Origin of the sequence: Auraticoccus cholistanensis (assembly GCF_009742705.1) — a bacterium.
Lineage (GTDB): Bacteria > Actinomycetota > Actinomycetes > Propionibacteriales > Propionibacteriaceae > Auraticoccus > Auraticoccus cholistanensis.
The window spans coordinates 228,434-252,411 of the sequence record NZ_WPCU01000007.1 but is presented as its reverse complement, the minus strand read 5'-3'; the positions used below and the strand labels follow the sequence as shown (position 1 = coordinate 252,411).

The window sequence follows — 23,978 nt, the reverse complement described above, 5'->3', positions numbered from 1 at the left end:
GACGGCTACGAGCCGGCGTACAGCCGCAGCAGGCGCGCCGCCTCGTCCTGCACGGCCTGGCGACCGGGGGCCATCCACTTCCGGGGGTCGACGGGCGCGTCGGGACCCTCGAGCACGGCCCGCACCGCGGCGGTCATCACCTTGTTCAGGTGGGTGGAGACGTTGATCTTGGTCATCCCGGCGGCGATCGCCGCCTGCATGCCCTCGTCGCTGACCCCGGAGGAGCCGTGCAGCACCAGCGGCACCGGCAGCCGCTCGGCCAGGGCGGCGATGAGCTCGGTGTCGAGCACGGCGTCGCGGGTGGTCATGGCGTGCGAGGAGCCGACCGCAACGGCCAGCAGGTCGACCCCGGTCGCCTCGACGAAGGCCGCGGCCTCCTCTGGGTCGGTGCGGGCACCGGGGGCGTGCACGCCGTCCTTGCCGCCGACCTCACCCAGCTCGGCCTCGATGCCGACGCCGGCGGCGTGGCAGAAGGCCACCATCTCGGCCGTGCTGGCCACGTTGGCCTCGTAGTCGAGGTGGGAGCCGTCGTACATCACCGAGTGCACGCCGAGCTCGACCGCCCGGCGGACCAGGTCGGTGTCCTCGGCGTGGTCGAGGTGGACCACCACCGGCACGGTGGCGGCCCGCGCCACCGCGAGGGTGGCGAGCAGCACCGGCTCCAGCGCCCCGTGGTACCGGGCGGCGTTCTGGCTGATCTGCAGCACCACCGGACGTCCGACCTGCTCGGCGGCCCGCACCAGGGCGGTGGCGTGCTCGAGCTGGATGACGTTGAACGCACCCAGCCCCACCCGCTGCGCGGCAGCCTCGCGGGCCAGCTCGGCGAGGCTCGGGAACCCTGCTCGGTCGCTCATCGGGAGTGCTCCTTGCTCTGAGGGTTGCTGGGCGTCTGAGGGTTGCTGGGCGTCTGGGGGCTGCTGGGGTGGTGGGTCGGACCCTGCAGGGCCAGCGCGGCGCTGCCCATCGCACCCGCCCAGGAGCCCAGCTGCGCGGGCACCACCGGCGGCGCGCCGGACAGCACCAGCCGGGCGTCCAGGGCCTCGCGCAGCGGCTGCAGGTAGGCCTCGCCGGCCCGGCTGAGGCCGCCGCCGACCACCACCGGGATCGGCCCGACCAGGGTGAGCTGGCAGGCCAGCACGTCGGCCATGGCGGTGACCGCCTCGTCGATGACGGCGGCCGCCACCGGGTCGCCCTCGGCCGCGGCGGCGAAGACGTCGAGGCTGCCGGCGGCAGACCGGCCCGTGCGCTCGCTCCAGCGACGGGCCACCGCGGCGGCGGAGGCGACCCGCTCCATCAGCACCGTCTCTCCGGTGGCGGGGTCGCGGATCAGCGCGTGCCCGTTCTCGCCGGCGTAGCCGCCGCTGACCACGACCCGGCCGTCCAGCACGAGGGCGGTGGCGATGCCGGTGCCGACGGGGATGAACATCACCGACTCGTGCCCGGCCGCGGCTCCCCAGCGCAGCTCGGCCACCCCGCCCGCGCGGACGTCGTGGCCCAGCCGGGACGGCCGCCCCAGCCGGTCGGCCAGCTGCGCGGCCAGCGGGGTCTCGGCGAAGTCCAGGTTGGTGGCCTTGACGGCCACGCCGCGGGTGTCGTCGACGATCCCCGGCACGGCCAGCCCCACGGTGGGCTCCAGCGGCACGCCCGGCACCTGCCGCTCGAGGGCGGCGACGGCCTCGGCGAGGGTGTCCATCAGGCCGACGGCACCCCGGTAGGGGGTGGGCAGCTGGTGGCGGGCCAGCACCGAGCCGTCCTCGTCGCAGACCACCGCCTTGGTCGCGGTGCCGCCGACGTCCAGCCCGATCGCCGCGCGGGGGCTCACGACGCCGCCCCCTCGCGGCGGACCCAGCGGACGTAGGAGTGGGTGCCCTGCTGCTCGCGGGACACCTCCACCCACTCCGGTCCGATCTCGGGGAACGTCACGTCACCCGGCGGGTTCTGGTGCACCTCGGTCACCTCCAGGACGGTCAGCCACGGCCACAGCAGCCGGTACACCTCACCGCCGCCGACCACGAACGTCGGGTCCGGGTGGCGCCCGGCCAGCGCCAGCGCCTGCTCGGCGGTGCCGGCGACCTCGACCCGGTCGGCGTGCTCGGCCGGCGGGGCCCAGCCACCCCGCGTCAGCACGACGGTGCGCCGGCCCGGCAGCGGCCGGCCGATCGACTCGTAGGTGCGCCGCCCCATCACCAGCACGCCCGGCGTGGTCAGCCGCCTGAAGCGGGCCTGCTCCCCCGGCAGGTGCCAGGGGATGTCGGGGCCGTCGCCGATGACGCCGTTGGCGGCCACCGCCGCGACCGCGACGACCTGCCGGGCCGGGGCGGCCGCGGTCTGCTCGGTGCTGCCCATCAGACGGCGATCGGGGCCTTGATGGCCGGGTGGGGGTCGTAGCCCTCCACCCGGATGTGGTCGAGGGTGAAGGCGTCGATGTCGCGCACCGAGGGGTCGAGGTGCAGCGTGGGCAGCGGCCGCGGCTCGCGGGTCAGCTGCAGCTCGGCCTGCTCGACGTGGTTCAGGTACAGGTGGGCGTCGCCCAGGGTGTGGACGAACTCCCCCACCTCGAGGTCGGTCAGCTGCGCCACCAGGTGGGTGAGCAGCGCGTAGGAGGCGATGTTGAACGGCACGCCGAGGAAGACGTCGCCCGAGCGCTGGTAGAGCTGGCAGCTCAGCCGGCCCTCGGCCACGTAGAACTGGAACAGGGTGTGGCACGGCGGCAGCGCCATCTCGCCGAGGTCGGCCACGTTCCAGGCCGACACCACGTGGCGCCGGGAGTCGGGGTTGGTGCGGATCGACTCGACCACCGCGGCGATCTGGTCGACCGTGCCGCCGTCGGGGGTGGGCCAGCTGCGCCACTGGTGGCCGTAGACCGGGCCGAGCTCGCCGTCCTCGTCGGCCCACTCGTCCCAGATGCTGATGCGGTTCTCGTGCAGCCAGGCGACGTTGGTCGACCCGCGCAGGAACCACAGCAGCTCGCCGAACACCGAGCGGGTGTGGACCTTCTTGGTGGTCACCAGCGGGAAGCCGGCCCGCAGGTCGAAGCGCATCTGGTGGCCGAAGACGCTGCGGGTGCCGGTGCCCGTCCGGTCGCTCTTGACCACGCCCTCGCGCAGCACGCGCTCGAGCAGCTCCAGGTAGGCCTTCATCCTCGCTCCCCTCCGGTGCCCAGCACCTGCGCCATCGTCTGCGCCATCGCCCGCACCGCCTGGCCGCGGTGGCTCACCGCGTCCTTCTCCTCCGGGCTGAGCTGGGCCGCCGTCCGTCCGCCCGCACCCTCGGGCAGGAAGACCGGATCGTAGCCGAAGCCGTTGGCACCGGCCGGCGCCGTGGCGAGCCGCCCCTCCCACACCCGCCGCAGCACGTGCTCGGAGCCGTCGGGCAGCGCCAGCGCCACCGCGCAGACGAACCGGGCCGTGCGCCGTCCGGCGGGGACGTCCTCGAGCTGGCGCAGCACGAGCTCCAGGTTCGCCACGTCGTCGCCGTGGCGACCGGCCCACCGGGCGGAGCGGACGCCGGGCATGCCGCCCAGCTCGTCGACCTCGAGCCCGGAGTCGTCGGCCAGCGCCGGCAGCCCGGTGGCGGCCACGCAGGCCCGGGCCTTGAGCAGCGCGTTGCCCTCGAAGGTGCGCTCGGTCTCGGCCGGCTCGGGGTAGGGCGCGACGTCGGCGAGCGCCAGCACCTCGACCCCGTCGCCGACGACCCGGCGCAGCTCGGCGAGCTTCTTCGCGTTGTTGGTGGCCAGCACCACCCGGGGGCGGCTCATCCGCGCCGCGGGGTGGCCGGGCCGTCGAGGGCCAGCCGCTGCAGCTCGGCGAGCCGGGCGCAGCCGGCGACGCCGAGGTCGAGCAGCTGGTCCATCACCGCGCGGTCGAACGGACGTCCCTCGGCCGTGCCCTGCACCTCGACGAAGCGTCCCTCGCCGTCGACCACCACGTTGAGGTCGACCTCGGCGCCGGAGTCCTCGGTGTAGTTGAGGTCGAGCACCGGCTGGCCGCCGACCACCCCGACCGAGACCGCCTGCACCGAGCCGGTCAGCGGGTCGCCGGCCAGGGCGCCCAGCCCGCCCAGGTGGCGGCAGGCGTCGGAGAGCGCCACGAAGGCCCCCGTGATCGCCGCGGTGCGGGTGCCGCCGTCGGCCTGCAGCACGTCGCAGTCGAGCTGGATGGTGTTCTCGCCCAGCGCCTTGTAGTCGATGACCGCGCGCAGGCTGCGGCCGATCAGCCGGCTGATCTCGTGGGTGCGGCCGCCGATGCGGCCCTTGACCGACTCGCGGTCGGAGCGGGTGTGGGTGGCGCGGGGCAGCATGGCGTACTCGGCGGTGACCCAGCCCAGCCCGGTGCCGCGCCGCCAGCGGGGCACGCCCTCGCTGACGCTGGCCGCCACCAGCACCCGGGTCGCCCCGAACTCGACCAGCACCGAGCCCTCGGCGTGGTCGAGCCAGCCGCGGGTGAAGCGCACCTCGCGCAGCTGGTCGGCGGCCCGCCCGTCGGGGCGGGTGGGGCCGGGTGACGCGTCCGCGGAGCTCATGGCCCCGACCCTATCGGTGCCCACCGACAGCCAGCCGCACCCCGGGACGGGCCAGCAGCACCTCCCGGCCGAGCAGCTGCTCGGCCTCGGCGCGGAAGGCCCCGGCGTCGAACCACGGCGAGACGTGGGTCAGCACCAGGGTGCCCACCCCGGCCCGCCGGGCCAGCTCCGCGGCCTCGGCCGGGGTCAGGTGGACGCCCGGGGTCGCGGCCACGCCGGTGGGGTGGCCTGCCTCGCAGAGCAGCACGTCCGCGCCGGTGGCGAGCTCCACCAGCGGCTCGCACCAGGCGGTGTCGCCGGTGTAGACCAGGCTGCGCCCGGCCAGCTCGACCCGCACCGCGTAGGCCTCCACCGGGTGCCGCACCCGCACGGTGCGCACCGTGAGGGGACCCAGCCGCTGCTCCGGCTGCCACTCACGCGCCGGCCAGCGGGCCGCGAAGTCGTCCACGTCGGCGAGGTCGACCTCGTACATCCGGCCCAGCCGGGCGGCGGTCCCGGCCGGCCCCAGCAGCTCGGCGCGGAACGGGGCGCCGGGGCCGTAGTGGGCCGCCACGTGGAAGGAGCCGAAGTCGCCGCAGTGGTCGGCGTGCAGGTGGCTGAACCCGATGGCGTCCACCTCGGCCGCCGCGACGTGGCGGGTGAGCGGGCCGAAGGCGCCGGGCCCCAGGTCGAGGACGAGGCTGTAGACGGCTCCGCCGGCCGTGGCCTGCACCAGGTAGCAGGAGGCGGGCGAGCCCGGGCCGGAGGCGGAGCCGCTGCAGCCCACGACGGTCAGCGTCAGCACCGGTGCCTCCCCACGCTCAGCTGAACTGGCGGACATGTCCCACCCACTCCCCCACCAGCCGCCGCCCGATGCCGGCGAAGGCGTCCGGGGCGCCGGTGGTGATGAACTCGTGCCGTCCCTGCCGGCCGTCCCCGCCCCGCAGCAGCCCCGCGCCCAGCAGCGTGGCGTAGCTGGCGGTCGCGCACTCCTCCGCGCTGGAGACCAGCGTGACCCCGGGTCCCAGCAGGTAGGACAGCACCCCGGTCAGCAGCGGGTAGTGGGTGCAGCCCAGCACCAGGGTGTCCACGCCAGCGGCCCGCACCGGTGCCAGGTACTCCTCGGCCACCGCCATCAGCTCCGCACCGCTGGTGACGCCGGCCTCGACGAACTCCACGAACCGCGGGCAGGCGGTGGTGGTGACCTCGACCGGCGCCACGCCCAGCGCGTCGGCGTAGGCGCCCGAGGTGGCGGTGGCCTCGGTGCACAGCACGCCCACCCGGCCGTTGCGGGTGGTGCGGGCCGCCCGCCGGGCGGCGGGCAGGATGACGTCGACCACCGGCACGTCGTAGCGCTGGCGGGCGTCGCGCAGCATGGCCGCCGACGCGGAGTTGCAGGCGATGACCAGCGCCTTCACCCCCTGCTCGGCGAGGTGGTCCAGGCACTCCAGGGCGTACTCGCGCACCACGTCGATGGGTTGCGGGCCGTAGGGGGAACGGGCGGTGTCGCCCAGGTAGAGCAGGTCCTCGCCGGGCAGCTGGTCCACCAGCGCCCGGGCGACGGTCAGCCCGCCGAACCCGGAGTCGAAGACCCCGATCGGGGCGTCGGGACCGGAGAGGTGCACGCGGGCCACGCTAGCCGACCCCGTCCCGGTCTAGCCTCGGTGACGGCGGTGCCGGACCGGACGTCACGGAGGTGGTGCGGGTGCCCAAGGTGGTCAAGGCCGGACGAGGCTTCATCGTCAAGGCCGTCGACGGCTGGTTCCGGGTGCCGCGCCGGCTCGTCCGCAACGGTGAGGTCAGCGCCGCCGACCTGAAGAAGCTGCTGGACGACCGGGCCGCCCGCGCCGCCCGTCGCGGCAGGCCGCCCGGCAAGCCCTCGCGCCGTTCGCTGTTCATGGGCGGCACCCCGGGGCGCCACTCCCCCGTGGGTCAGGACGTCGTCGCCCGGATGCGGCGCGACGGCGAGCTCGTGACCGACCCGTTCACCGGCGCCGAGGGCGTCATGGACGGCACCGAGTTCGTGCCCCTTGACCAGCTGGACATGGGTCACCGGGTGTCGGCGGTGGACTTCTGGAACCACGGCGCGCCGCCGGAGTACCCGGTGCCGGGCCGGCTGACCGGGCCGCGCAGCGAGTACGTGCGCGACTTCATGCGCGACGCCGACAACTACGAGCTGCAGCCGCCCCGCGCGAACCGCAGCGAGGGTGCGACCATGCCCGAGTACCGCGACCCACCGACGAGAGGTGTCCGATGACCGCAGCGACCCTGCCTGCCGAGATCGCGTCCCGCTGGCGGGAGCTGGCGACCGAGGCCGGGGCCCGGCAGCGTGCCGGCGACCCGGCCGGTGCGCTGGCGCTCACGGAGCAGGCCTGGCAGGTGCTGCCCGAGCCGCACGCGCAGTGGGGCGAGTCGAGCATGACCGCCCAGGGCGGCATCCAGTTCGCCCGCGCCGCCGACGACATCGACCAGGCCTGGACCTGGCTGAACCGGGCCAAGGAGGTCTACACCAGCGAGTCCGGCACCTTCCTGGTGGCCTGCTGGGAGGGCGAGCTGCGCTGGCACTTCCGCACCGAGGACGCCGTGCCGTACCTGCGCGACCTGCTGCGGGTCTACGGCACCCGGGCCTTCCGGACGCTGCCCGAGGAGGCCCTGGCGGCAGCCAGGTCCGACTCCCGGGCATGAGCGCCCGGGCATGAGGGAGGAGAGCTGATGGACGAGCGGATCGAGGCCCTGTCCGCCCAGGGCACCGAGGCGCTGGACCGCGACGACTGGCAGGAGGCCCGCCGGCTCTGGCTGCAGGCCCTGGCGCTGGTCCCCGAGCCGCGGGTGGAGAGCCCGGTGGCCGGCTGGCTGTGGGCCTCCGTCGGGGACGCCGAGCACTCCGGGGGGCTCTGGGAGGAGGCCGCCACGCACCTCCGGCAGGCGCTGGCCACCCCGGGCGGGGTCGACAATCCCTACACCTGGTTGCGGCTGGGCCAGTGCGAGTACGAGCTGGGTCGGCGCACCGACGCCGTCGACAGCCTGCTGCGGGCCTACCTGCTGCACGGCGAGGAGATCTTCGACGGCGAGCCCGTCCGCTACCGGGAGCTGCTGGTGCAGCACGAGCTGGTGGGAGCGGCACGATGAGCGAGATCCGCTTCCGCACCGGGGCGCTGCGCGACGGCGGCCGCTCGCTGCAGCGGGCCGGCGAGGACCTCGGCGCCCAGCTGGACTCGCTGCTGGCCAGCGAGCCCGCCTGGGGTGAGGACGACGTGTCGGCGCTGTGCCAGGTGGTCTACCAGTCGGTCGTCGAGGTGGTCCGCGAGAGCGTCACCGCCAGCGCGGAGGCCTTCGCCGACCACGCGGCCAAGCTCCAGACCGCCGCGGCCCTGTACGACTCGGTCGAGGAGACCAACGCGAGCGCCGCCGACTCGATCGGCGCCGAGCTGGGGAGGGAGGCCTGATGGGCGTCGTGCTGCCGGGCGAGGTGTCCTACCTGCTCAACATGCTGGGCTTCACCTGGCCCAACGTGGACGAGGCCCAGGTCTTCGAGAAGGGCGGGGAGTGGCAGGCCTTCGCCAGCGGCGCCGACGCCACCGCCCGGTCCGCCCGGTCGGGGGTGGAGGCGGTGCTGGCCGAGAACCAGGGGCCGGCGATGACCGCCTTCCGCAAGGCCGTCGCCGAGGGCGAGGACCCCGTGCAGTCCGTGGTCCAGGACCTGTCGGCGGGCAGCTCGGTGGTGGGCGCGTCGATGTACGTGATGGCCGGGGTGGTGATCGCGCTCAAGGTCACCGTGGTCGTCCAGCTGGTGGTGCTCGCGGTGCAGATCGCCAGCGCGATCGCCGCGGCGGTGCCGACCTTCGGCAGCTCGCTCACGCTGATCCCGCTGTTCAAGATCGCGGCGAAGCTGGCCATCGAGCTGGCGATCAACCTGGCCCTCGAGCAGCTGATGGGATGAGGCGATGACGGACGGTTTCGAGGACGTGCTGCGCCGGCTGGACGGCCGGCTGACCGAGGTGGTCGAGGGTCGTGAGGACCTGGCCGAGGGGGTGCAGCTGGCCGAGGTGCGCGGCGTCGGCGAGGCGGCGGACGGGCGCATCCGGGCGGTGATGGCGGGCGGCACCTTCACCGAGCTGACCATCGAGCCCGCCGCCCACCGGATGAGCCACGTCGAGCTGGCCGAGGCGGTGCTGGAGGCGGTCAACGCCGCGGCCGCCGAGCACGCCCGGCTGCTGACCGAGGCCGTCCAGGCGGCCGACTCCACCGACCTCGGCCGGCTGCAGGGCGACCTGCGCCAGCTGCAGAGCCAGTCGCTGACCGCGATGCGCACCTACACCGAGTCGCTGTTCGACGCGCTGGCCCAGGCCCGCCGGCTGGCCGGCGACCCCGCCCCGGAGCGCTGACGGGCGCCGCCGCGCCCACCGGCTCAGAGGCTGTTGACCAGGGTCTCCTGGGCGAACGCCAGCCACTCGTAGACCCCGTACATGAAGGCCCGCGGGTCGTCGTCGGGGAGCTGCCCCAGCTCCTCGGCGGTCTCGGCGTCGGTGATCCGCAGCCGGGCGGCGATGCTGAGCCGCAGGTTGTTGAGGGTCTTGAGCCAGGCGTCCACCTCGGTCAGCGGCACCTTGACCGGGTGGCGTCCGTCCCGCGTCGCGGCCAGGTGCTCCAGCACCAGCCGGGCGGCGGCGATCTTGGCCGCGCGGGCCTCCCGCTCGGTGAACCGGCGGAAGTCGGAGGAGGCCCGGGCGTCGTGAGGGTAGGCGTTGGGGAACAACCGCTGCAGCACCGGGTCGTCGGGCTCCTCCGGCTGGTCCGGCTCGGCCTGCAGGTCCCGCTCCCAGAGCGCGAACGGGTCGTCGGGGTCGGCCGCGGCGGGCGGCGGCGCGGCCGGCTCGGGCTCGCTGTCGGCCAGCAGGTCGATCAGCTGCTGCACCAGCGAGGCCAGCAGCTGCACCTCCTCGGGCTCGAGGGTGGCGACGACCTTCTTCCCGCGGCGCTCGAACCGTCTCACTCGGACCGGTCCAGGGTGGCCCACAGGCCGAAGTCGTGCATGGCCGCCACGTCGCGCTCCATCTCCTCCCGGGTGCCGCTGGAGACGACGGCCTTGCCCTGCGTGTGCACCTCCATCATCAACCGCTGCGCCTTCGCCTTGGAGTAGTTGAAGTACTGGGTGAACACGTGCGCGACGTAGGACATCAGGTTGACCGGGTCGTCCCAGACGATGGTCACCCACGGCGTCTGCGCCACCGACCCGAGGTCCGGTCGCTCGGCGACGGCGGTGCCGCCGGCCGGGTCTGCACCTGGAACGGACATGGCCCCCATTCTGGCAGGGCCGGCCCCCCGGTCCAATCGGCTCACGCCACCCGCCCCCGGCGCGCCCCGGCACCGCGCCGTGCCACAGTGACGTCGTGCTGACCACCGCCCTGCTCACCGACCACTACGAGCTCACCATGGTCCGTGCCGCGCTGGCGGCCGGCACCGCCGACCGCCACTCGGTGTTCGAGCTGTTCCCCCGCCGGCTTCCCGAGGGCCGGCGCTACGGGGTGGTGGCGGGCGTGGGACGGGCGCTGGAGGCGATCGAGCGGTTCCGCTTCGACGCCGAGACCATCGACTTCCTCCGCGAGCGGGGGGTGGCCGACGACGCCACCGCGGAGTGGCTGGCGGACTACCGGTTCCGCGGCGACGTCTGGGGCTACCCCGAGGGCGAGGTGTTCTTCCCCGGCTCGCCGCTGGTGGTGGTCGAGGGCGGCTTCGCCGAGGCGGTGGTGCTGGAGACGGTGCTGCTGAGCATCTACAACCACGACTGCGCGATCGCCTCGGCGGCCTCCCGGATGACCGCGGTGGCGGGCGAGCGTCCCTGCATCGAGATGGGCTCGCGCCGCACCCAGGAGCGGGCCGCCGTGGCCGCGGCGCGGGCGGCGTGGGTGGCGGGGTTCACCGCCACCTCCAACCTCGAGGCGGGCCGGCGCTGGGGCATCCCCACCACCGGCACGGCCGCCCACTCCTTCACGCTGCTGCACGACAGCGAGCGGGACGCCTTCGCCGCCCAGCTCGCCGCGCTGGGCGAGGACACCACGCTGCTGGTCGACACCTACGACGTGGAGCAGGCGATCCGGACCGGCGTCGAGCTGACCTCGGGACGGCTGGGTGCGGTGCGGCTGGACTCCGGCGACCTGCCCGCGGTGGCCCGCGACGTCCGCCGGCTGCTGGACGGCCTGGGGGCGACCTCCACGCGCATCATCGTCACCTCCGACCTCGACGAGTGGAACATCGCCGCGCTCGCCGGCGCCCCCGTGGACGGCTACGGGGTCGGCACCGCGCTGGTCACCGGCAGCGGGCACCCGACCTGCGGGTTCGTCTACAAGCTGGTGGCCCGCGGCACCAGCCCCGACCCGGAGGGGCCGCTGACCCCGGTGGCCAAGCGCAGCACCGACAAGATCTCGGTGGGCGGGCGCAAGTTCGCGCTGCGCCGCCTCGGCGAGCAGGGGGTGGCCGAGGCGGAGGTGATCGGCATCGGCGCACCGCCGGTGGGTGACCACGACGACCGTCCGCTGCTGGTGCCGCTGGTCCGCGGTGGCGAGGTGGTGGGGGCCGAGCCGCTGTCCGCGGCCCGCGAGCGGCACCTGCGCAGCCGCGCGGAGCTGCCGCTGGACGCGCTGCGGATGTCTCACGGCGAGCCCGCGCTGGAGACGGTGTGGCTCGGCGGCACGGGTGAGGCGCGGCGCAACCCCTTCGGCTGACCGGTCCCGCCGGCGCGCCCCGCACCTGCCATGCTGGGTGCCATGAGCCGGGCGCTGGTCGTGGTGGACGTGCAGAACGACTTCTGCGAGGGCGGGGCGCTGGGCGTCCGGGGCGGCAGCTCGGTGGCCGCCGCGGTGGCCGCGCTGCTGGCCGGCGACCACGGCTACTCGGCGGTGGTGGCCACCCGCGACCACCACATCGACCCGGGCGGGCACTTCTCCGACACCCCCGACTTCGTCGACAGCTGGCCGCCGCACTGCGTGGTGGGGACGCCCGGTGTCGAGCTGCACCCGTCGCTGGCCACGGTGGTGCTGGACGCGGTCTTCGACAAGGGCGAGTACGAGGCGGCCTACAGCGGGTTCGAGGGACGCAGCTCCGACGGCGAGCGGCTGACGGAGTGGCTCACCTCCCGCGGTGTGCAGGCCCTGGACGTCTGCGGCATCGCCACCGACTACTGCGTGCGGGCCACCGCGCTGGACGCCGTCGCGGCCGGGTTCGACACCACGGTGCTGCTCGACCTCACCGCCGCGGTCCACCCCGAGCAGGTGCCCGACGCGGTGGCCGTGCTGGAGGACGCCGGCGTGCGCTGCCTCGCCGCCGGCTGATCCTCCCGGGTCCCCAGGAGCCCGTCGGAAAACCCTGTACACCATACGTCGTACGCTGTACGCTGCAGTCCGCCGGCGGCGCCGGCGCGTCCGTCATCAGCCAGGGAGGGCTCTGCGTGCACATCACCGGATCAGCGATCTCGCTCAACGTCACCGACGTCCGTGCCTCGGCGGAGTGGGTCCAGGAGCACCTCGGCTTCACCGTCGCCATGGAGGCCGACGGGTTCTGCTCGCTGTCGCACCCCGACGCCGGGTTCAACCTCATCTACCTGCGCACCGGCCTGCCGACGTTCAAGCCGGAGTCGCAGGCGGGGCACGCCACCGGGCTGCTCGTGGCGCTCACCGTCGCCGACGTCGACGCCGAGTACGCGCGCCTGCGGGAGGAGGGGGTCACGGTCGTCACACCGGTCGAGACCGAGCCCTGGGGTGAGCGCTACTTCCAGATGAGCGACCCCAACGGCGTCGTCTACCAGCTCGTCCAGTGGGTCTGACCCACCCCGTCCCCACCCACCCCTGGGGAGCACGGAAGGAGTACCGGGAACCACCCGATGGTCGGCCCGTCGACGTACCCGTTCACCATGTCCGGCGGGACGTGGGCCGGGCGGACGCTCGACACCATGTCCGCCGTGATCATGTCCGGTACCCCGGGCCAGCTGGAGCGGCTGGCCTGACCGGACGCCCGGGGACGGCCGGCGGCGGAGGCCACGCGCCCGGCGCGAGGGGCCGGCGGGGCTGCGGCAGCAGCTGCCAGAAGCAGCCGAGCACGGCGGCGAGGTAGAGGGCGGAGCCGAGCAGGAAGTCCCCCAGCTCGGCGAACGGGGTGATGTCGGTCAGCCCGCCCAGCCCCCGTCCCAGCGCCACGAAGGCCAGCGACGTGACGGCCACCAGCGCGTTGGCCCAGAAGAACAGCACCCGCGCGGGCAGCGGGAAGGCCGGCGTCCAGGTGCGGGTCCAGGAGGCGTCGGTCAGCAGCCGCCAGACCAGCCCGAACAGCACCAGGGCGATGGCCGAGCTGCCGAGCAGCGCGCTGACCGGGTCGGCCAGCACGTCGCGGACCAGGAAGCAGCAGGACAGGGCCAGCACCATCATCAGCGAGGAGGAGCGGCGGACGGTGAGCCGACGGGTGACGGCGAACCCGGCGAGGGCGAGCACGGCCAGCAGCACGGCGGCGACGGCCAGCCCCTCGGTGCTCCACCCCAGCCGGAGCCGGGAGCCGCTGAGGGTGCTGACGACGCCCGGCAGCACCACCGTGCAGAAGGCCACCAGCAGCAGCGGGCGGGCGTGCTCGCCGCGACGGCTCCAGCGCAGCGCGAGCACCACCGACGCGACCACCGCGGCGAGCCGGACCAGCGAGACCACCGGCCCGGTGACCAGCAGCCCCACCAGGGCGACCAGCAGCTCCGCCCCGGGCAGCCGCCACACCTGCACCACGGCCTGCAGGCTGAGCACCAGGTAGGTCGGCAGCACCGTCGCGCAGCAGGCCAGGGTGAGCCAGACGATCAGCGAGCGCCAGCTGGCGACCAGCCGCTCGGGCACCACGCGGTCGGCGGCGGTGCGCCGGTGCCCCCGGACGACCAGCAGGACCGCCAGCACACCCAGCGCCAGCAGCGCCGCCGAGGCGAGCACCGAGCCGGGGTCGCGCCGCAGCTGCCAGCCGGCGCCGACCAGCCCCAGCACCGCCAGCGCCACACCCAGCACGGGCCAGACGCCGCGGGGGGCCTCGGTCCGCACCACCCGCAGCCCCCAGCCGGCGGTGGCCACGGCGATCTCGGCCAGCGCGGCCCCGCCGATGATCACCGCAGGCACCGCCACCTGCGCGACGGCCATGAACAGCTGGGTGGTGCTCAGCACCCGCGCGTCGAAGCCCATCTGCTGGTGCACCCGCTGCTGCAGCAGCAGCGGCAGCAGCGTGCCCGTCGCCACCGCGGCCGCCGCCAGCGGGAACTCGAACCAGGCGAACTCGCCACGGCGGCGCACCAGGGCCAGCAGCACCAGCCCCGCCAGGCCGGCCGACCCGCACAGCAGCGCCGCCGGGCCGGCGGCCACGCTGGCCGGCACGGCCACCTGCGCCACCAGCGACCCGGCCAGCAGCAGGGCCGCCAGCAGCGCCCAGCGCTGGGCGTGCAGGGCCGCCGTCACCACGAGCGAGAGGGCCAGCGTGACGAGCAGCATGAGCACGGGCAGCGCGCTGCTCGGCAGCACCCCCAGGTCCGGCGAGCTCACCAGCACGTCGACGCGCCGCAGCGGCACGGCCAGCAGCACCAGCAGCCCGGCGAGCAGGTAGCCGACCAGGGCCACCACGCCGATCAGCCCGAGCCCGGTCGGCCACGGCGGGAAGCGGACCCGGCCGTCGCGCACCTGGGCCAGCAGCACCAGGTCGACCAGCTCCCAGACGAGCCGCAGCGGCAGCGGCAGCCGGCGGGGCCCGGCCATCAGGGCCCCACCCAGGTGGGCACGCCCTCGTCCCCCATCAGCCACAGGCCCTCGCCGGCCGGGCTGACCAGCAGGGCGTCGGCGGCCGAGGTCGGCGTCTCCAGCAGGCTGGCCACCACCGTCCCGTCGAGGGCGCGCACGTCCACCCGGCCGTCGCCCACCAGCGCGACGTGACCACCGCCGGCCACGAGCGCCGAGGCCGCGACCGGGTGCTGCCAGCGCAGCGCCCCGTCGGCCGTGGACCGGGCCTGCACGCCGGTCGAGGAGGACAGCACCACCGTCTCCTGGGCGACCACGGCGTGGTGCACCGCGGCGGGGCCGCGCACCGTCCAGCGCGGGGCGCCGTCGGCCACCGCGAACCCGTGCCAGTCGAACTCGGAGTCCGTGACCACCACGGTCGTCGCGTCGCAGGCCAGCACGTCGGCGTGCTCGGCCAGCCGGCTCTCCCAGCGCTGCTCGCCGGTGGCGGCGTCGCGGGCCACCAGCCGTGGCGTGGCGTCGAGGGTGAGGACCAGGTCGCCGCAGAGCTGCGGGGCCACCCGGACGTCCGCCCCTCCCGCGGCCCGCCACCGCACCGCACCGGTGGTGACGTCGAGGGCCGTCAGACCGCCGGACTGCTCGGCCACCACCACCCCGGTCGCGTCCAGCCGCACCGGCGTGCGGGCCACCACGTCCTCCAGCTCCAGCTGCCACCGCCGCAGCCCGGTGTCGTCGTAGCCGACCAGCCGGCGCAGCGTGGTGGCGGCCACCGTGACCTCGCCGAAGCGCCCGAAGGCCGTCACCGTGCCCCCGGGGTGGGCGGACCACTCCTCCAGCAGCCACTCCGGCCCGCGACGCGCGGCCAGCAGGTCGCCGCCGCTGGTGGGAGCCAGCACCATGCCGCTCCCGGTCGGGGCGGGCGGCAGCACCGCCACCACCGGCAGGGCCAGCCCGGCGCGCCGCAGCGGTCGGGGCTGCACCGACCAGCCGGCCGGGTCCCACTCCCGCCCGGCGGGCTGCTCGGCGCCCGGCGGCGCCAGCAGCCCCGCCGGCGGCCCGGCCGCCTCCGTCCACGCCTCGCCGGGGAGCTGCTGGGCCACCACCCCGCGACCGGGGCACCAGGTGCGGACGTCGCGGGTCACCTGCTGGCCCACCTGCAGCGTCGTGGCGACGTCGAGGCAGCCCGGGCCCGCCGGCGAGGTGTCGGCCCGGGCCTGCCACCGGTAGTCCCCCAGCGGGCGGCGCTCGTCGTCGGCGTCCAGCACCGTCCCCTCCGACGACCACTCGCGGCCGGCGGCCACGTCGGCGGGCAGGGCCAGCGCCGGTGGCTCGAAGGTCCGGGCCTGCCGCCCGTCGCCGGCCACGACCGTGTGCAGCCCGGCGTCGTCGAGCGAGGACAGCGTGTGCCGGGCCGCGGACCCGTCGCGGCTGCGGCGCTGCTGGGTCTCGCGCACCCAGAGCCGCTCCAGCGCCTCGGGGTCGTGACCGACGACGTCGAGGAAGTGCTCGGGACCGCCCTGGAAGGCGGCCGCCCCCGGCTGGCGGGCGGTCTCCACGGTGAGCAGGGCCGGCCCTCCCGGCAGCTCGGCGGTCATGGTGGACAGGTGCCCGTCTGGTGCCAGCAGCCGCGCCGCCGCCGAGCCCGCGCCCGGGTCCGGGCGCACCATCGCCAGGGCGCTGAGCAGGGCCAGACCGACCAGCACCCCCACCGCCCCCGCCAGCGGCAGCGCCCGGGGACGAGCGGGTCCCGCGGGCCCCCAGGACCTCCCCGGTGTCGTCACGGCAGCAGGCTAGAGACTGGGACGGTCAATCCCGAGGAGGTCAGGTGCTGGACATCCCCCCGCTCGCCCACGAGCTGCTGGTGCGCCGTCTGCGCGAGGCCGGCTGCGTCTTCGCCGAGGAGGAGGCGCGGGTGCTCCGCGAGTCCGCCGGCAGCCGCCACCAGCTGCGGCAGATGACCGAGGCCCGCGTGTCGGGCGTCCCGCTGGAGCACGTGGTGGGGTGGGCCGAGTTCGCCGGCCTGCGGGTTCCGGTCGCGCCGGGGGTGTTCGTGCCGCGGGCCCGGACGCAGCACCTGCTGGCCGTCGCGGTGCAGCTGGCCCGGTCGGGGGACGTGGCGGTGGACCTGTGCTGCGGCTCGGGTGCGCTGGCCCTGGCCCTGCACGCCGCGGAGCCGACCCTGCGGCTGCACGCCGCCGACGTCCAGCTCGACGCCGTGCACTGCGCCCGGCAGGCGCTGGCCGGCGTCGGGGAGGTGCACCGGGGGGACCTGTTCGAGGCGCTGCCGCCCGACCTGCGGGGGCGGGTCGACCTGCTGGTGGCCAACGTGCCCTACGTGCCGACCGGCGACATCGCGCTGATGCCCCGCGACGCCTGGGAGCACGTCCCCCGGGTGACGGTGGACGGCGGCCCGGACGGGCTGGACGTGCTGCGGCGGGTGGCGGCCGGCGCCCCGGACTGGCTCTCCCCCGGCGGGCACCTGCTCAGCGAGGTCGCCGGGAACCAGGTCGAGCGGGCCCTGGAGGTCTTCACCGGCGCCGGGCTGACCGCCCGCAGCAGCTCCGACCCCGAGCTCGACGCCTGGGTGGTCGTCGGGCGCGCTCCGGTGGCGTCGCCGCCGGGTCCGTCGCCGGCGGGCGGGCGCGGCACGCGCTAGCGGGTGCGGACCACCTGCGTCCGGGCGGCGAGGTCGTGCAGCGCCTGCCGGCGCGGGTTCGTGAGCGGCAGCACGACGTCGACCAGCCGCAGCACGAACAGCCAGGTCACCACGGCCGGCGCCACCCAGACCAGCGCCCGGAGCAGCGCGGCGCGCCAGCCGAGCCGCTCGGTGCTGCGGCCCCGGTCCACCGGGACGACCCGCAGCCCGAGCAGCAGCTTGCCCGGGGTGGCGGAGCGCAGCCGCAGGAAGAGCCCGTGGTAGGCCAGCCCGCACAGCAGCTGCACCGCCCCCAGCGCGAGGGTCTCGGTCGGTGTGATGAGGGAGGTGGGGTCGGGCTGCGGGGGCGGCGGCTGCCCCTGCCGGGCCGCCTCCAGGGAGGCGTCGAAGAGCGCCACCACGGCGTCGAAGGCGGTCTGCAGGAACGGCAGCGACAGCAGCGAGGTCACCACGCCCAGCAGCAGCCCGTCGACCACGATGGCCCCGGCGCGGTGCCACCAGCCGGCCAGCGGGACGCCGTCGGCGGTGAGGGCGGGCTGACCGGGCCGGGCTGCCGCGACCGGCTGCGGCTGCGCGGGGGCCTCGGCCTCGCGGACGTCGCGGCTCCACTGCCAGCCGTCCCACCAGCGCTCGCGGCGGGGGTCGACCGGGTCGGGGTACCAGCCGCCGGGTGCCGCGTGGCGTCCGGGTGGCGGCTTCGGGCTTCCGACGGGGATCTGGCTCACGGCCGCCATCCTAGAGCCGGTCGACGACCGCCTTGGCGTCTGCGAGACCGAGCCCGGTCTCCTCGCGGTGGACCCGGATGGCCTCGATCTTCCGGCCGTCGGCGGCGAGCCGGCGGACGCGCTCGGAGGCACCGGTGCTCTGCTCGAGCAGGGCCGAGGCGTCCAGGTCGAGGCGGCGGCACAGCTCCTGCACCACGGTCTCGAGCTGCTGCACGCGGCTGGTCAGCCGCTCGTGCTCACGCCGGTCCGCCCAGTCCCAGAACGCCATGGCGGCGAGGCTAGCGGTCCCCGGGGTCGTCCGCGCGGGCTGCCAGCGGAACCGCGGCGACGTCGCCGACGACCACCACGGCCGGGTTGGTGACCCCGCGCGCGGCGGCCACCCGGGCCAGCTCGCCCAGCGGCGCGGAGGTGGTCCGCTGCTGCGGCGTCCAGCCGCGCTCGACCACGGCGGCCGGGGTGGCGGGGTCGCGCCCGGCGGCCACCAGGGCGGCGGTGATCTCGGCCAGGTGGGCGACCGCCATCAGCAGCACCAGCGTCGAGCCGTGGGCGTGCAGCAGGGGTCCCAGCCCGGCCGCGCCGTCGTGGCCCGAGGCCACCACGAAGGAGGTGCTGACCCCGCGGTGGGTGACCGGGATGCCGGCGGCGGCGGGGACGGCGGTCGCGGAGGTGATGCCGGGCACCACCTCGACCTCGACGCCGGCGGCCACGCAGTGCTCGACCTCCTCACCACCCCGGCCGAGGACGAACGGGTCGCCGCCCTTGAGGCGGACGACCCGCCGTCCGGCGCGGGCGTGCTCGACGAGCAGCTCGTGGATGCGGTCCTGGATGGTGCCGTGGCGGCCCGGGCTCTTGCCCACGTCGACCACCTCCACCTCCGGCGGCAGGTCGGCCAGGTGCTCCGCGGTGCCGAGCCGGTCGGCGACCACCACGTCGGCGGCGGCCAGCAGGGCGCGACCGCGGACGCTGATCAGCCCAGCGTCGCCCGGGCCGGCGCCGACCAGCCACACCTTGCCGCAGGCCGGCCCACCGCCGCCGGGCCGGTGGGCGCGCACGGGCAGGGTGGCGGACTCGAGGCCGGCGAGCACCGCGTCGCGGACGGCGACGGCCCGGCGCGGGTCGCCGCCGGCGGTGACGGCCACGCTGATCCCCTCGGCGGGCCCGTCGGCGGCGCCGCGGGCCACGGCCGGGCGGTGGACGGCGGAGGCGGCGGCGTCGTCGGCGCGGGAGCACCAGACCCGGTGCTGCTCGGCGACGGCGGCCACCTCGGCGTCGACCGCACCGGTGGCGGTGAGGACCAGCCACGCCGGCTCGGGCTCGAGGACGTCCTCGGGCCGGAAGGCGCGCCGCTGCAGCCGCAGCCGTCCTGCGGCGGCCCACCCGGCGACCTCGGTCGAGGCCTCCGGCGCGACCACGTCGACGCGGGCGCCGGCGGCGAGCAGGTCGGGCAGCCGGCGGGTGGCGACCGTGCCGGCGCCGACCACCAGCACGCGGCGCCCGTCCAGCCGCACCGCCAGGGCGTAGGGGTCGGGCACGTCGCTCAGCCCGGCCACCGGCGGACCCGGCTCAGATCAGCCACGAGTCGGCGTCGACCAGGTCGCCGGTGAGCTGCACCAGGCCGGCGGCGAGGGTGGCGCCGTCGCTGGGGTCGATCAGCAGGAACGACCCGGTGCGGCGGGCGGCGGAGTAGTCGTCGACCGCGACCGGGCGGGCCAGCCGCAGCCGGATGCCGCCGATGGCGTTGAGCGGCAGCTCGCTGGGGGCGGGACCCCGCTCGAGGGTCGTCATGTCGAGGGTGTCGACGAGGTCGGTGACCAGCCCCTTCACCGTGGCGGTGCCGATCCGCACCAGCACCATGGCGCGGGGCTTCAGGGGCCGGGAGGCCAGCACCGCGACGGTGGCGTCGAGGTCCTTGACCTCGGTGGCCGGACGGTCCGCGGCGCTGATCAGGTCGCCGCGGGCGACGTCGAGCTCGTCGGCCAGCCGCAGCACCACCGACTGCGGGGCGTGCGCCTGCCGCCGCTCGGTCGGCTCGCCCGGGCGACCCACCCGGTCGATGCCCACCACGGTGGTGGTGGAGCCCTCGGGCTGGATCCGCACGGTGTCGCCCACCGAGATCACGCCGCTGGTGACGCGGCCGGCGTAGCCGCGGTAGTCGCGGTGCTCGGGCGTCTGGGGGCGGATGACGTACTGCACCGGCATCCGGAAGGCCTCGTCGCGGGGGTCGGTGGTGACGTCGACGGTCTCCAGGTGCTCCAGCAGCGTGGGCCCGGTGTACCACGGGGTGTGCGCGGAGCGGGTCACCACGTTGTCGCCCAGCAGCGCCGAGATGGGCACCGCGGTGACCGCGCTGACCCCGACGTGGCCGGCCATCGCGGTGAACTCCTCCACGATGGCGGTGAAGACGGACCGGTCGAAGTCCAACAGGTCCATCTTGTTGACCACCAGCGCGACGTGGCGCAGCCCGAGCAGCCCGGTGACGGCCAGGTGGCGCCGGGTCTGCTCCAGCACCCCGTGCCGGGCGTCGACCAGGATCAGCGCCAGCTCGGCGGTCGAGGCCCCGGTCACCATGTTGCGGGTGTACTGCACGTGCCCGGGGGTGTCGGCCAGGATGTAGGAGCGCTGCGGCGTGGAGAAGTAGCGGTAGGCCACGTCGATGGTGATGCCCTGCTCCCGCTCGGCCCGCAGCCCGTCGGTGAGCAGCGCCAGGTCCGGGTGCTGCAGACCGCGCTCGCGGCTGACCCGCTCGACGGCGTCGAGCTGGTCGGCCAGCACCGACTTGGTGTCGTAGAGCAGCCGGCCCACCAGGGTCGACTTGCCGTCGTCCACGCTGCCCGCGGTGGCGAGCCGGAGCAGGTCGCGGCTGGCGGCGGGGTCGACCAGCTGCTGGTCGGCCTCGCTCAGCGCGTCCAGCCCGACGACCTCGGTACCGGTGCTCATCAGAAGTAGCCTTCCTTCTTGCGGTCTTCCATGGCGGCCTCGGAGAGGCGGTCGTCGGCGCGGGTGGCGCCGCGCTCGGTCAGCCGGCTGCCGGCGACCTCGAGGATGACGGCCTCCACCGTGCGGGCCTCGGACTCGACCGCGCCGGTGCACGACATGTCGCCCACGGTGCGGTAGCGGACGGTGCGGGTCTCGACGACCTCACCCGGCCGCGGGCCGCCCCACTCCCCCGCGGTCAGCCACATGCCGTCGCGGCGGAACACCTCGCGGGTGTGGGCGTAGTACAGGCTGGGCAGCTCGATCTGCTCGCGGGCGATGTAGCGCCACACGTCCAGCTCGGTCCAGTTCGACAGCGGGAAGACGCGCACGTGCTCGCCGGGGGCGTGGCGGCCGTTGTACAGCTCCCACAGCTCGGGCCGCTGGCGGCGGGGGTCCCAGGCGCCGAAGGCGTCGCGGAGGCTGAACACCCGCTCCTTGGCCCGGGCCTTCTCCTCGTCGCGGCGCCCGCCGCCGAAGACGGCGTCGAACCGCCCCTCGGTGATGGCGTCCAGCAGCGGGACGGTCTGCAGCGGGTTGCGGGTGCCGTCGGGACGCTCGCTGAGACGGCCGTCGTCGATGTAGTCCTGGACGCTGGCCACCACCAGGCGCAGCCCGAGCCGCTCGACGGTCTCGTCGCGGTAGCGCAGCACCTCCTCGAAGTTGTGGCCGGTGTCGACGTGCAGCAGCGCGAACGGCACCGGCGCCGGCGCGAACGCCTTCACCGCCAGGTGCAGCATCACGACCGAGTCCTTGCCGCCGGAGAAGAGCAGCACCGGCCGCTCGAACTCGCCGGCGACCTCGCGGAAGATGTGGATCGACTCCGCCTCGAGGTCGTCCAGGTGGTCCAGCCGGTGCTCGGCGAGCTCGGTGCGCAGCGCCCCGGTCGTGGGCTGATCGGTGGTGGTCACGGTTCCTGCCTCGGTGCTCGGGTCTGGTGCGTGGACGCTCACGTGTGCAGGCCGCACTCGGTCTTGGCCTGCCCGGCCCACCGGCCGGCGCGGGCGTCCTCGCCGGGTGCGACGGGCCGCGTGCACGGGGCGCAGCCGATGGAGGCGTAGCCCTGCTGCCGCAGCGGGTTGAGGTGGACGTCGTACTCGAAGAGGTAGGTCTCCAGGTCGTCGTCGTCCCAGGCGGCCAGCGGGTTGATCTTCACCATCTGGCGCTTCTCGTCGAAGGAGACCACCTCGATGTCGGTGCGGGTGGGGGCGTCCACCCGGCGCATCCCGGTGACCCAGGCGGTGCGCCCGGCCACGGCCAGGTTCAGCTGCTCCACCTTGCGGGGGCTGCAGCAGCGCTCGGGGCTCCAGTCGGCCAGTGCGGCCTCCCGCTCGGCCAGGCTCTGCAGCGGCTCGATGGTGCGGATGCTCACCGGGGTGTGCTGGGCGTAGTGGTCGCGGGTGGCCAGCGTCTCGGGGAAGTGGTAGCCGGTGTCGAGGAAGAAGACGTCGGCCTCGCCGATGGTGCGACCGACCAGGTGGACCAGCGCCTCGTCACCCATCGAGGAGGCGGTGGTGAGGCCCTCGCCGAAGGTGTTGGAGGCCCAGCGCAGCACCGCCTCGCTGAGCTCGACGCGGGTGATGTAGTCGTGGCCCTCGCCGTGGGCCGCGACCAGGGCCGCGCCGTCGCGGGCGGCCTCGCGCAGCCGGGAGGCGTCCCAGGTGGGCGTCGTGGGGGTGGTGGTGCTCATCGAGCACTCCTCTCGTCGGGCAGCCGGTCGATCTGGTGCAGCTGGACGCTGAACACCCGTGCGCAGCTGGAACAGCGCCAGCCCGCCGGGTGTTCCTCGCTGGGCCGCAGGTCCTCCTCGCCGCAGTACGGGCAGTGGAAGACCGGGCTCCGGGGGGCGGGCGCGCCGGCTGCGGGGCTCATCGCAGGTCGTCCTCGTCGGCCCGGCGGGCCCAGGAGGCGAAGGACTCCTGGTCGGCCCGCTGCTCGGTGTAGCGGGTGGCGACGCGGGTGACGTAGTCGGTCAGGTCGTCGGCGGCGATCTTGAGCGCGCGGGTCTTGCGGGCCAGCCCGGCCTCGGCACCGATGGCGCCCCCCAGGTGGACCTGGAAGCCCTCCACCGACTCCCCCGCCTCGTTGGTGACGATCATGCCCTTGAGGCCGATGTCGGCGATCTGGGTGCGGGCGCAGGCGTTGGGGCAGCCGTTGACGTGGATGCTGATCGGCGCGTCGAAGGTGGGCAGCCGCTCCTCCAGCTCGGCCACCACCCGGGCGGCGCGGGCCTTGGTCTCGACGATGGCCAGCTTGCAGTACTCCAGCCCGGTGCAGGCCATCACGCCGCGGCGGAACTCGCTGGGGGTGGCGCTGAGACCGAGGGCGTCCAGGGCGGTGGTGAGCGCCTCGACCTGCTCGTCGGGGACGTCCAGCACCAGCATCTTCTGCTGCGGGGTGAGCCGGACGCGGCCGCTGCCGTGCTGCTCGGCCAGGGTGGCGACCTCGTGCAGGATGTCGCCGCTCACGCGTCCGCCGATCATCGCCACACCGACCCAGTTGCGGCCGTCCTTCTGCTTGTGCACGCCGATGTGGTCGACCCGGCGGCGGTCCTGCACCACGGCGGGACCGTCCACCAGGCGACGCCCGAGGTAGTCCTCCTCGAGCACCGAGCGGAACTTCTCCGGCCCCCAGTCCGCGACCAGGAACTTGAGCCGGGCCCGGTTGCGGAGCCGGCGGTAGCCGTGGTCGCGGAAGATCCCGACCACGCCCGCCCAGACCTCGGGGACGTCGTCGATCGGCACCCAGGCGCCCAGCCGCTGGCCGAGCATGGGGTTGGTGCTCAGCCCGCCGCCGACCCACAGGTCGAAGCCGGGGCCGTGCTCGGGGTGGACCACGCCGACGAAGGAGACGTCGTTGATCTCGTGGCCGATGTCGGGCAGGCCCGAGATGGCGGTCTTGAACTTGCGCGGCAGGTTCGAGAAGGCCGGGTCGCCGATGTAGCGCTCGACGATGGCCTCGATGGCCGGCGTGCCGTCGATGACCTCGTCGGCGGCGATGCCGGCCACGGGCGAGCCGAGGATGACGCGCGGGGTGTCGCCGCAGGCCTCGGTCGAGCTGAGCCCGACGGCCTCGAGCCGGCGCCAGATCTCGGGCACCGCCTCGACCTCGACCCAGTGCAGCTGGATGTTCTGCCGGTCGGAGATGTCGGCGGTGCCGCGGGCGAAGTCGTTGCTGATCGAGGCGATGGTGCGCAGCTGCTCGAGGCTGAGGGCGCCGCCGTCGGAGCGGACCCGCAGCATGAAGTAGCGGTCGTCGAGCTCCTCCGGCGCCAGCGAGGCGGTCCGGCCGCCGTCGATCCCGGGCTTGCGCTGGGTGTACAGGCCCCACCAGCGCATCCGGCCGCGCAGGTCGTCGGCCGGGATGGAGTCGAAGCCGTCGCGG

At 75.3% G+C, this 23,978-nt stretch carries 30 protein-coding genes; 10 read left to right on the top strand and 20 right to left on the bottom strand.

Annotated elements, in window-relative coordinates; all coding sequences use genetic code 11:
• Positions 1–5: 5 nt before the first annotated feature.
• From GC722_RS12165 to murI, 8 genes are read right to left on the bottom strand one after another with little or no spacing between them, the layout of a single operon-like run.
• The gene (locus GC722_RS12165; protein WP_156610436.1) at positions 6–854 is read right to left on the bottom strand and encodes a class II fructose-bisphosphate aldolase; all 849 of its coding nucleotides are present in this window, start codon (positions 852–854) and stop codon (positions 6–8) included.
• Complete coding sequence (locus GC722_RS12160) at positions 851–1,822, bottom strand: ROK family protein (protein ID WP_197430088.1); 972 nt, start codon at positions 1,820–1,822, stop codon at positions 851–853. The genes GC722_RS12165 and GC722_RS12160 overlap by 4 nt, the downstream gene beginning before the upstream one ends.
• A complete protein-coding gene (locus GC722_RS12155) occupies positions 1,819–2,346 on the bottom strand; it encodes a dihydrofolate reductase (protein WP_156610432.1) in 528 nt (175 codons plus the stop codon). The genes GC722_RS12160 and GC722_RS12155 overlap by 4 nt, the downstream gene beginning before the upstream one ends.
• A complete protein-coding gene (locus GC722_RS12150; RefSeq protein ID WP_156610430.1) occupies positions 2,346–3,140 on the bottom strand; it encodes a thymidylate synthase in 795 nt (264 codons plus the stop codon). Before GC722_RS12150 ends, GC722_RS12155 begins: the two co-directional genes overlap by 1 nt.
• Positions 3,137–3,757, bottom strand: a complete 621-nt coding sequence (gene rdgB / locus GC722_RS12145) for an RdgB/HAM1 family non-canonical purine NTP pyrophosphatase (protein WP_156610428.1) — start codon at positions 3,755–3,757, stop codon at positions 3,137–3,139. The genes GC722_RS12150 and rdgB overlap by 4 nt, the downstream gene beginning before the upstream one ends.
• Positions 3,754–4,521 carry a ribonuclease PH gene (gene rph, locus GC722_RS12140; protein ID WP_156610426.1) on the bottom strand — a complete coding sequence of 256 codons (768 nt, stop codon included), beginning with the start codon at positions 4,519–4,521 and terminating at the stop codon, positions 3,754–3,756. Before rph ends, rdgB begins: the two co-directional genes overlap by 4 nt.
• Before the next feature lie 10 nt (positions 4,522–4,531).
• Positions 4,532–5,305 (bottom strand): MBL fold metallo-hydrolase, encoded by a 774-nt coding sequence (locus GC722_RS12135; RefSeq protein WP_197430086.1) that lies wholly within the window; start codon positions 5,303–5,305, stop codon positions 4,532–4,534.
• A 16-nt stretch (positions 5,306–5,321) separates the two neighbouring features.
• On the bottom strand, positions 5,322–6,125 hold the full coding sequence (murI, locus tag GC722_RS12130; RefSeq protein WP_331714747.1) for a glutamate racemase: 804 nt from the start codon (positions 6,123–6,125) through the stop codon (positions 5,322–5,324).
• A gap of 80 nt (positions 6,126–6,205) precedes the next feature.
• Here murI and GC722_RS12125 point away from each other — a divergent pair, with 80 nt between their 5' ends.
• Genes GC722_RS12125 through GC722_RS12100 form a run of 6 tightly spaced genes read left to right on the top strand, consistent with a single transcriptional unit; the run spans position 6,206 to position 8,885 of the window.
• Positions 6,206–6,757 (top strand): hypothetical protein, encoded by a 552-nt coding sequence (locus GC722_RS12125; RefSeq protein ID WP_156610421.1) that lies wholly within the window; start codon positions 6,206–6,208, stop codon positions 6,755–6,757.
• A complete protein-coding gene (locus GC722_RS12120; protein WP_156610419.1) occupies positions 6,754–7,185 on the top strand; it encodes a hypothetical protein in 432 nt (143 codons plus the stop codon). Before GC722_RS12125 ends, GC722_RS12120 begins: the two co-directional genes overlap by 4 nt.
• Before the next feature lie 27 nt (positions 7,186–7,212).
• Complete coding sequence (locus tag GC722_RS12115) at positions 7,213–7,629, top strand: tetratricopeptide repeat protein (RefSeq protein ID WP_156610417.1); 417 nt, start codon at positions 7,213–7,215, stop codon at positions 7,627–7,629.
• Positions 7,626–7,946 (top strand): hypothetical protein, encoded by a 321-nt coding sequence (locus tag GC722_RS12110; RefSeq protein ID WP_156610415.1) that lies wholly within the window; start codon positions 7,626–7,628, stop codon positions 7,944–7,946. Before GC722_RS12115 ends, GC722_RS12110 begins: the two co-directional genes overlap by 4 nt.
• Positions 7,946–8,440, top strand: coding sequence for a WXG100-like domain-containing protein (locus GC722_RS12105; RefSeq protein WP_156610413.1), 495 nt, complete (start codon positions 7,946–7,948; stop codon positions 8,438–8,440). The genes GC722_RS12110 and GC722_RS12105 overlap by 1 nt, the downstream gene beginning before the upstream one ends.
• 4 nt (positions 8,441–8,444) lie before the next feature.
• On the top strand, positions 8,445–8,885 hold the full coding sequence (locus GC722_RS12100; protein ID WP_156610411.1) for a YbaB/EbfC family DNA-binding protein: 441 nt from the start codon (positions 8,445–8,447) through the stop codon (positions 8,883–8,885).
• 23 nt (positions 8,886–8,908) lie between these two features.
• Here the strand turns inward: GC722_RS12100 and GC722_RS12095 are convergent, their stop codons facing one another.
• Positions 8,909–9,493, bottom strand: a complete 585-nt coding sequence (locus tag GC722_RS12095) for a DUF2017 domain-containing protein (protein ID WP_156610410.1) — start codon at positions 9,491–9,493, stop codon at positions 8,909–8,911.
• Positions 9,490–9,795: an ATP-dependent Clp protease adapter ClpS gene (gene clpS, locus GC722_RS12090; protein ID WP_156610408.1), complete on the bottom strand. Its 306-nt coding sequence runs from the start codon at positions 9,793–9,795 to the stop codon at positions 9,490–9,492. Before clpS ends, GC722_RS12095 begins: the two co-directional genes overlap by 4 nt.
• 98 nt (positions 9,796–9,893) lie before the next feature.
• Between clpS and GC722_RS12085 the strand changes: the two genes are divergently transcribed.
• The 3 genes from GC722_RS12085 (at position 9,894) to GC722_RS12075 (ending at position 12,319) form a co-directional block, all read left to right on the top strand.
• A complete protein-coding gene (locus GC722_RS12085; RefSeq protein ID WP_156610631.1) occupies positions 9,894–11,222 on the top strand; it encodes a nicotinate phosphoribosyltransferase in 1,329 nt (442 codons plus the stop codon).
• Between the two features lie 42 nt (positions 11,223–11,264).
• Positions 11,265–11,828: an isochorismatase family protein gene (locus tag GC722_RS12080; protein ID WP_156610406.1), complete on the top strand. Its 564-nt coding sequence runs from the start codon at positions 11,265–11,267 to the stop codon at positions 11,826–11,828.
• A 116-nt stretch (positions 11,829–11,944) separates the two neighbouring features.
• Complete coding sequence (locus GC722_RS12075; RefSeq protein ID WP_331714746.1) at positions 11,945–12,319, top strand: VOC family protein; 375 nt, start codon at positions 11,945–11,947, stop codon at positions 12,317–12,319.
• A gap of 139 nt (positions 12,320–12,458) precedes the next feature.
• Here the strand turns inward: GC722_RS12075 and GC722_RS12070 are convergent, their stop codons facing one another.
• The gene (locus GC722_RS12070) at positions 12,459–14,261 is read right to left on the bottom strand and encodes a hypothetical protein (RefSeq protein WP_156610404.1); all 1,803 of its coding nucleotides are present in this window, start codon (positions 14,259–14,261) and stop codon (positions 12,459–12,461) included.
• Entirely contained in the window at positions 14,261–16,021 is a 1,761-nt protein-coding gene (locus GC722_RS19305) for an outer membrane protein assembly factor BamB family protein (protein WP_156610402.1), read from the bottom strand. The genes GC722_RS12070 and GC722_RS19305 overlap by 1 nt, the downstream gene beginning before the upstream one ends.
• Before the next feature lie 44 nt (positions 16,022–16,065).
• On the opposite strand from GC722_RS19305, the gene GC722_RS12060 reads away from it, so the two are divergent.
• On the top strand, positions 16,066–16,896 hold the full coding sequence (locus GC722_RS12060) for a putative protein N(5)-glutamine methyltransferase (protein WP_331714745.1): 831 nt from the start codon (positions 16,066–16,068) through the stop codon (positions 16,894–16,896).
• On the opposite strand, the gene GC722_RS12055 is transcribed toward GC722_RS12060, so the two are convergent.
• From GC722_RS12055 to GC722_RS12020, 8 genes are all read right to left on the bottom strand, one after another.
• Positions 16,893–17,621 (bottom strand): RDD family protein, encoded by a 729-nt coding sequence (locus GC722_RS12055; RefSeq protein WP_197430084.1) that lies wholly within the window; start codon positions 17,619–17,621, stop codon positions 16,893–16,895. The two genes, GC722_RS12060 and GC722_RS12055, sit on opposite strands and share 4 nt — an antisense overlap.
• 10 nt (positions 17,622–17,631) lie before the next feature.
• Positions 17,632–17,889, bottom strand: a complete 258-nt coding sequence (locus GC722_RS12050; RefSeq protein WP_156610398.1) for a hypothetical protein — start codon at positions 17,887–17,889, stop codon at positions 17,632–17,634.
• Positions 17,890–17,899: 10 nt separating this feature from the next.
• Positions 17,900–19,171, bottom strand: coding sequence for a uroporphyrinogen-III C-methyltransferase (cobA, locus tag GC722_RS12045; protein WP_331714744.1), 1,272 nt, complete (start codon positions 19,169–19,171; stop codon positions 17,900–17,902).
• Between the two features lie 13 nt (positions 19,172–19,184).
• Positions 19,185–20,558, bottom strand: coding sequence for a sulfate adenylyltransferase subunit 1 (locus GC722_RS12040; protein WP_156610396.1), 1,374 nt, complete (start codon positions 20,556–20,558; stop codon positions 19,185–19,187).
• On the bottom strand, positions 20,558–21,505 hold the full coding sequence (gene cysD / locus GC722_RS12035; protein WP_408609311.1) for a sulfate adenylyltransferase subunit CysD: 948 nt from the start codon (positions 21,503–21,505) through the stop codon (positions 20,558–20,560). Before cysD ends, GC722_RS12040 begins: the two co-directional genes overlap by 1 nt.
• 38 nt (positions 21,506–21,543) lie before the next feature.
• Positions 21,544–22,284, bottom strand: coding sequence for a phosphoadenylyl-sulfate reductase (locus GC722_RS12030; RefSeq protein ID WP_156610394.1), 741 nt, complete (start codon positions 22,282–22,284; stop codon positions 21,544–21,546).
• Positions 22,281–22,466, bottom strand: coding sequence for an Insertion element protein (locus GC722_RS12025; RefSeq protein ID WP_156610392.1), 186 nt, complete (start codon positions 22,464–22,466; stop codon positions 22,281–22,283). Before GC722_RS12025 ends, GC722_RS12030 begins: the two co-directional genes overlap by 4 nt.
• Positions 22,463–23,978 (bottom strand): nitrite/sulfite reductase (locus tag GC722_RS12020; RefSeq protein WP_156610621.1); only part of this gene is annotated, 1,516 nt, incomplete at its 5' end. The genes GC722_RS12025 and GC722_RS12020, both read right to left, overlap by 4 nt.

Coding starts and splice junctions, on each gene's coding strand:
- GC722_RS12165 (WP_156610436.1), bottom strand. CDS start 854: ATGAGCGACCGAGCAGGGTTCCCGAGCCTCGCCGAGCTGGCCCGCGAG.
- GC722_RS12155 (WP_156610432.1), bottom strand. CDS start 2,346: ATGGGCAGCACCGAGCAGACCGCGGCCGCCCCGGCCCGGCAGGTCGTC.
- GC722_RS12150 (WP_156610430.1), bottom strand. CDS start 3,140: ATGAAGGCCTACCTGGAGCTGCTCGAGCGCGTGCTGCGCGAGGGCGTG.
- rdgB (WP_156610428.1), bottom strand. CDS start 3,757: ATGAGCCGCCCCCGGGTGGTGCTGGCCACCAACAACGCGAAGAAGCTC.
- rph (WP_156610426.1), bottom strand. CDS start 4,521: ATGAGCTCCGCGGACGCGTCACCCGGCCCCACCCGCCCCGACGGGCGG.
- GC722_RS12120 (WP_156610419.1), top strand. CDS start 6,754: ATGACCGCAGCGACCCTGCCTGCCGAGATCGCGTCCCGCTGGCGGGAG.
- GC722_RS12115 (WP_156610417.1), top strand. CDS start 7,213: ATGGACGAGCGGATCGAGGCCCTGTCCGCCCAGGGCACCGAGGCGCTG.
- GC722_RS12110 (WP_156610415.1), top strand. CDS start 7,626: ATGAGCGAGATCCGCTTCCGCACCGGGGCGCTGCGCGACGGCGGCCGC.
- GC722_RS12105 (WP_156610413.1), top strand. CDS start 7,946: ATGGGCGTCGTGCTGCCGGGCGAGGTGTCCTACCTGCTCAACATGCTG.
- GC722_RS12100 (WP_156610411.1), top strand. CDS start 8,445: ATGACGGACGGTTTCGAGGACGTGCTGCGCCGGCTGGACGGCCGGCTG.
- clpS (WP_156610408.1), bottom strand. CDS start 9,795: ATGTCCGTTCCAGGTGCAGACCCGGCCGGCGGCACCGCCGTCGCCGAG.
- GC722_RS12080 (WP_156610406.1), top strand. CDS start 11,265: ATGAGCCGGGCGCTGGTCGTGGTGGACGTGCAGAACGACTTCTGCGAG.
- GC722_RS12070 (WP_156610404.1), bottom strand. CDS start 14,261: ATGGCCGGGCCCCGCCGGCTGCCGCTGCCGCTGCGGCTCGTCTGGGAG.
- GC722_RS12050 (WP_156610398.1), bottom strand. CDS start 17,889: ATGGCGTTCTGGGACTGGGCGGACCGGCGTGAGCACGAGCGGCTGACC.
- GC722_RS12040 (WP_156610396.1), bottom strand. CDS start 20,558: ATGAGCACCGGTACCGAGGTCGTCGGGCTGGACGCGCTGAGCGAGGCC.
- GC722_RS12030 (WP_156610394.1), bottom strand. CDS start 22,284: ATGAGCACCACCACCCCCACGACGCCCACCTGGGACGCCTCCCGGCTG.
- GC722_RS12025 (WP_156610392.1), bottom strand. CDS start 22,466: ATGAGCCCCGCAGCCGGCGCGCCCGCCCCCCGGAGCCCGGTCTTCCAC.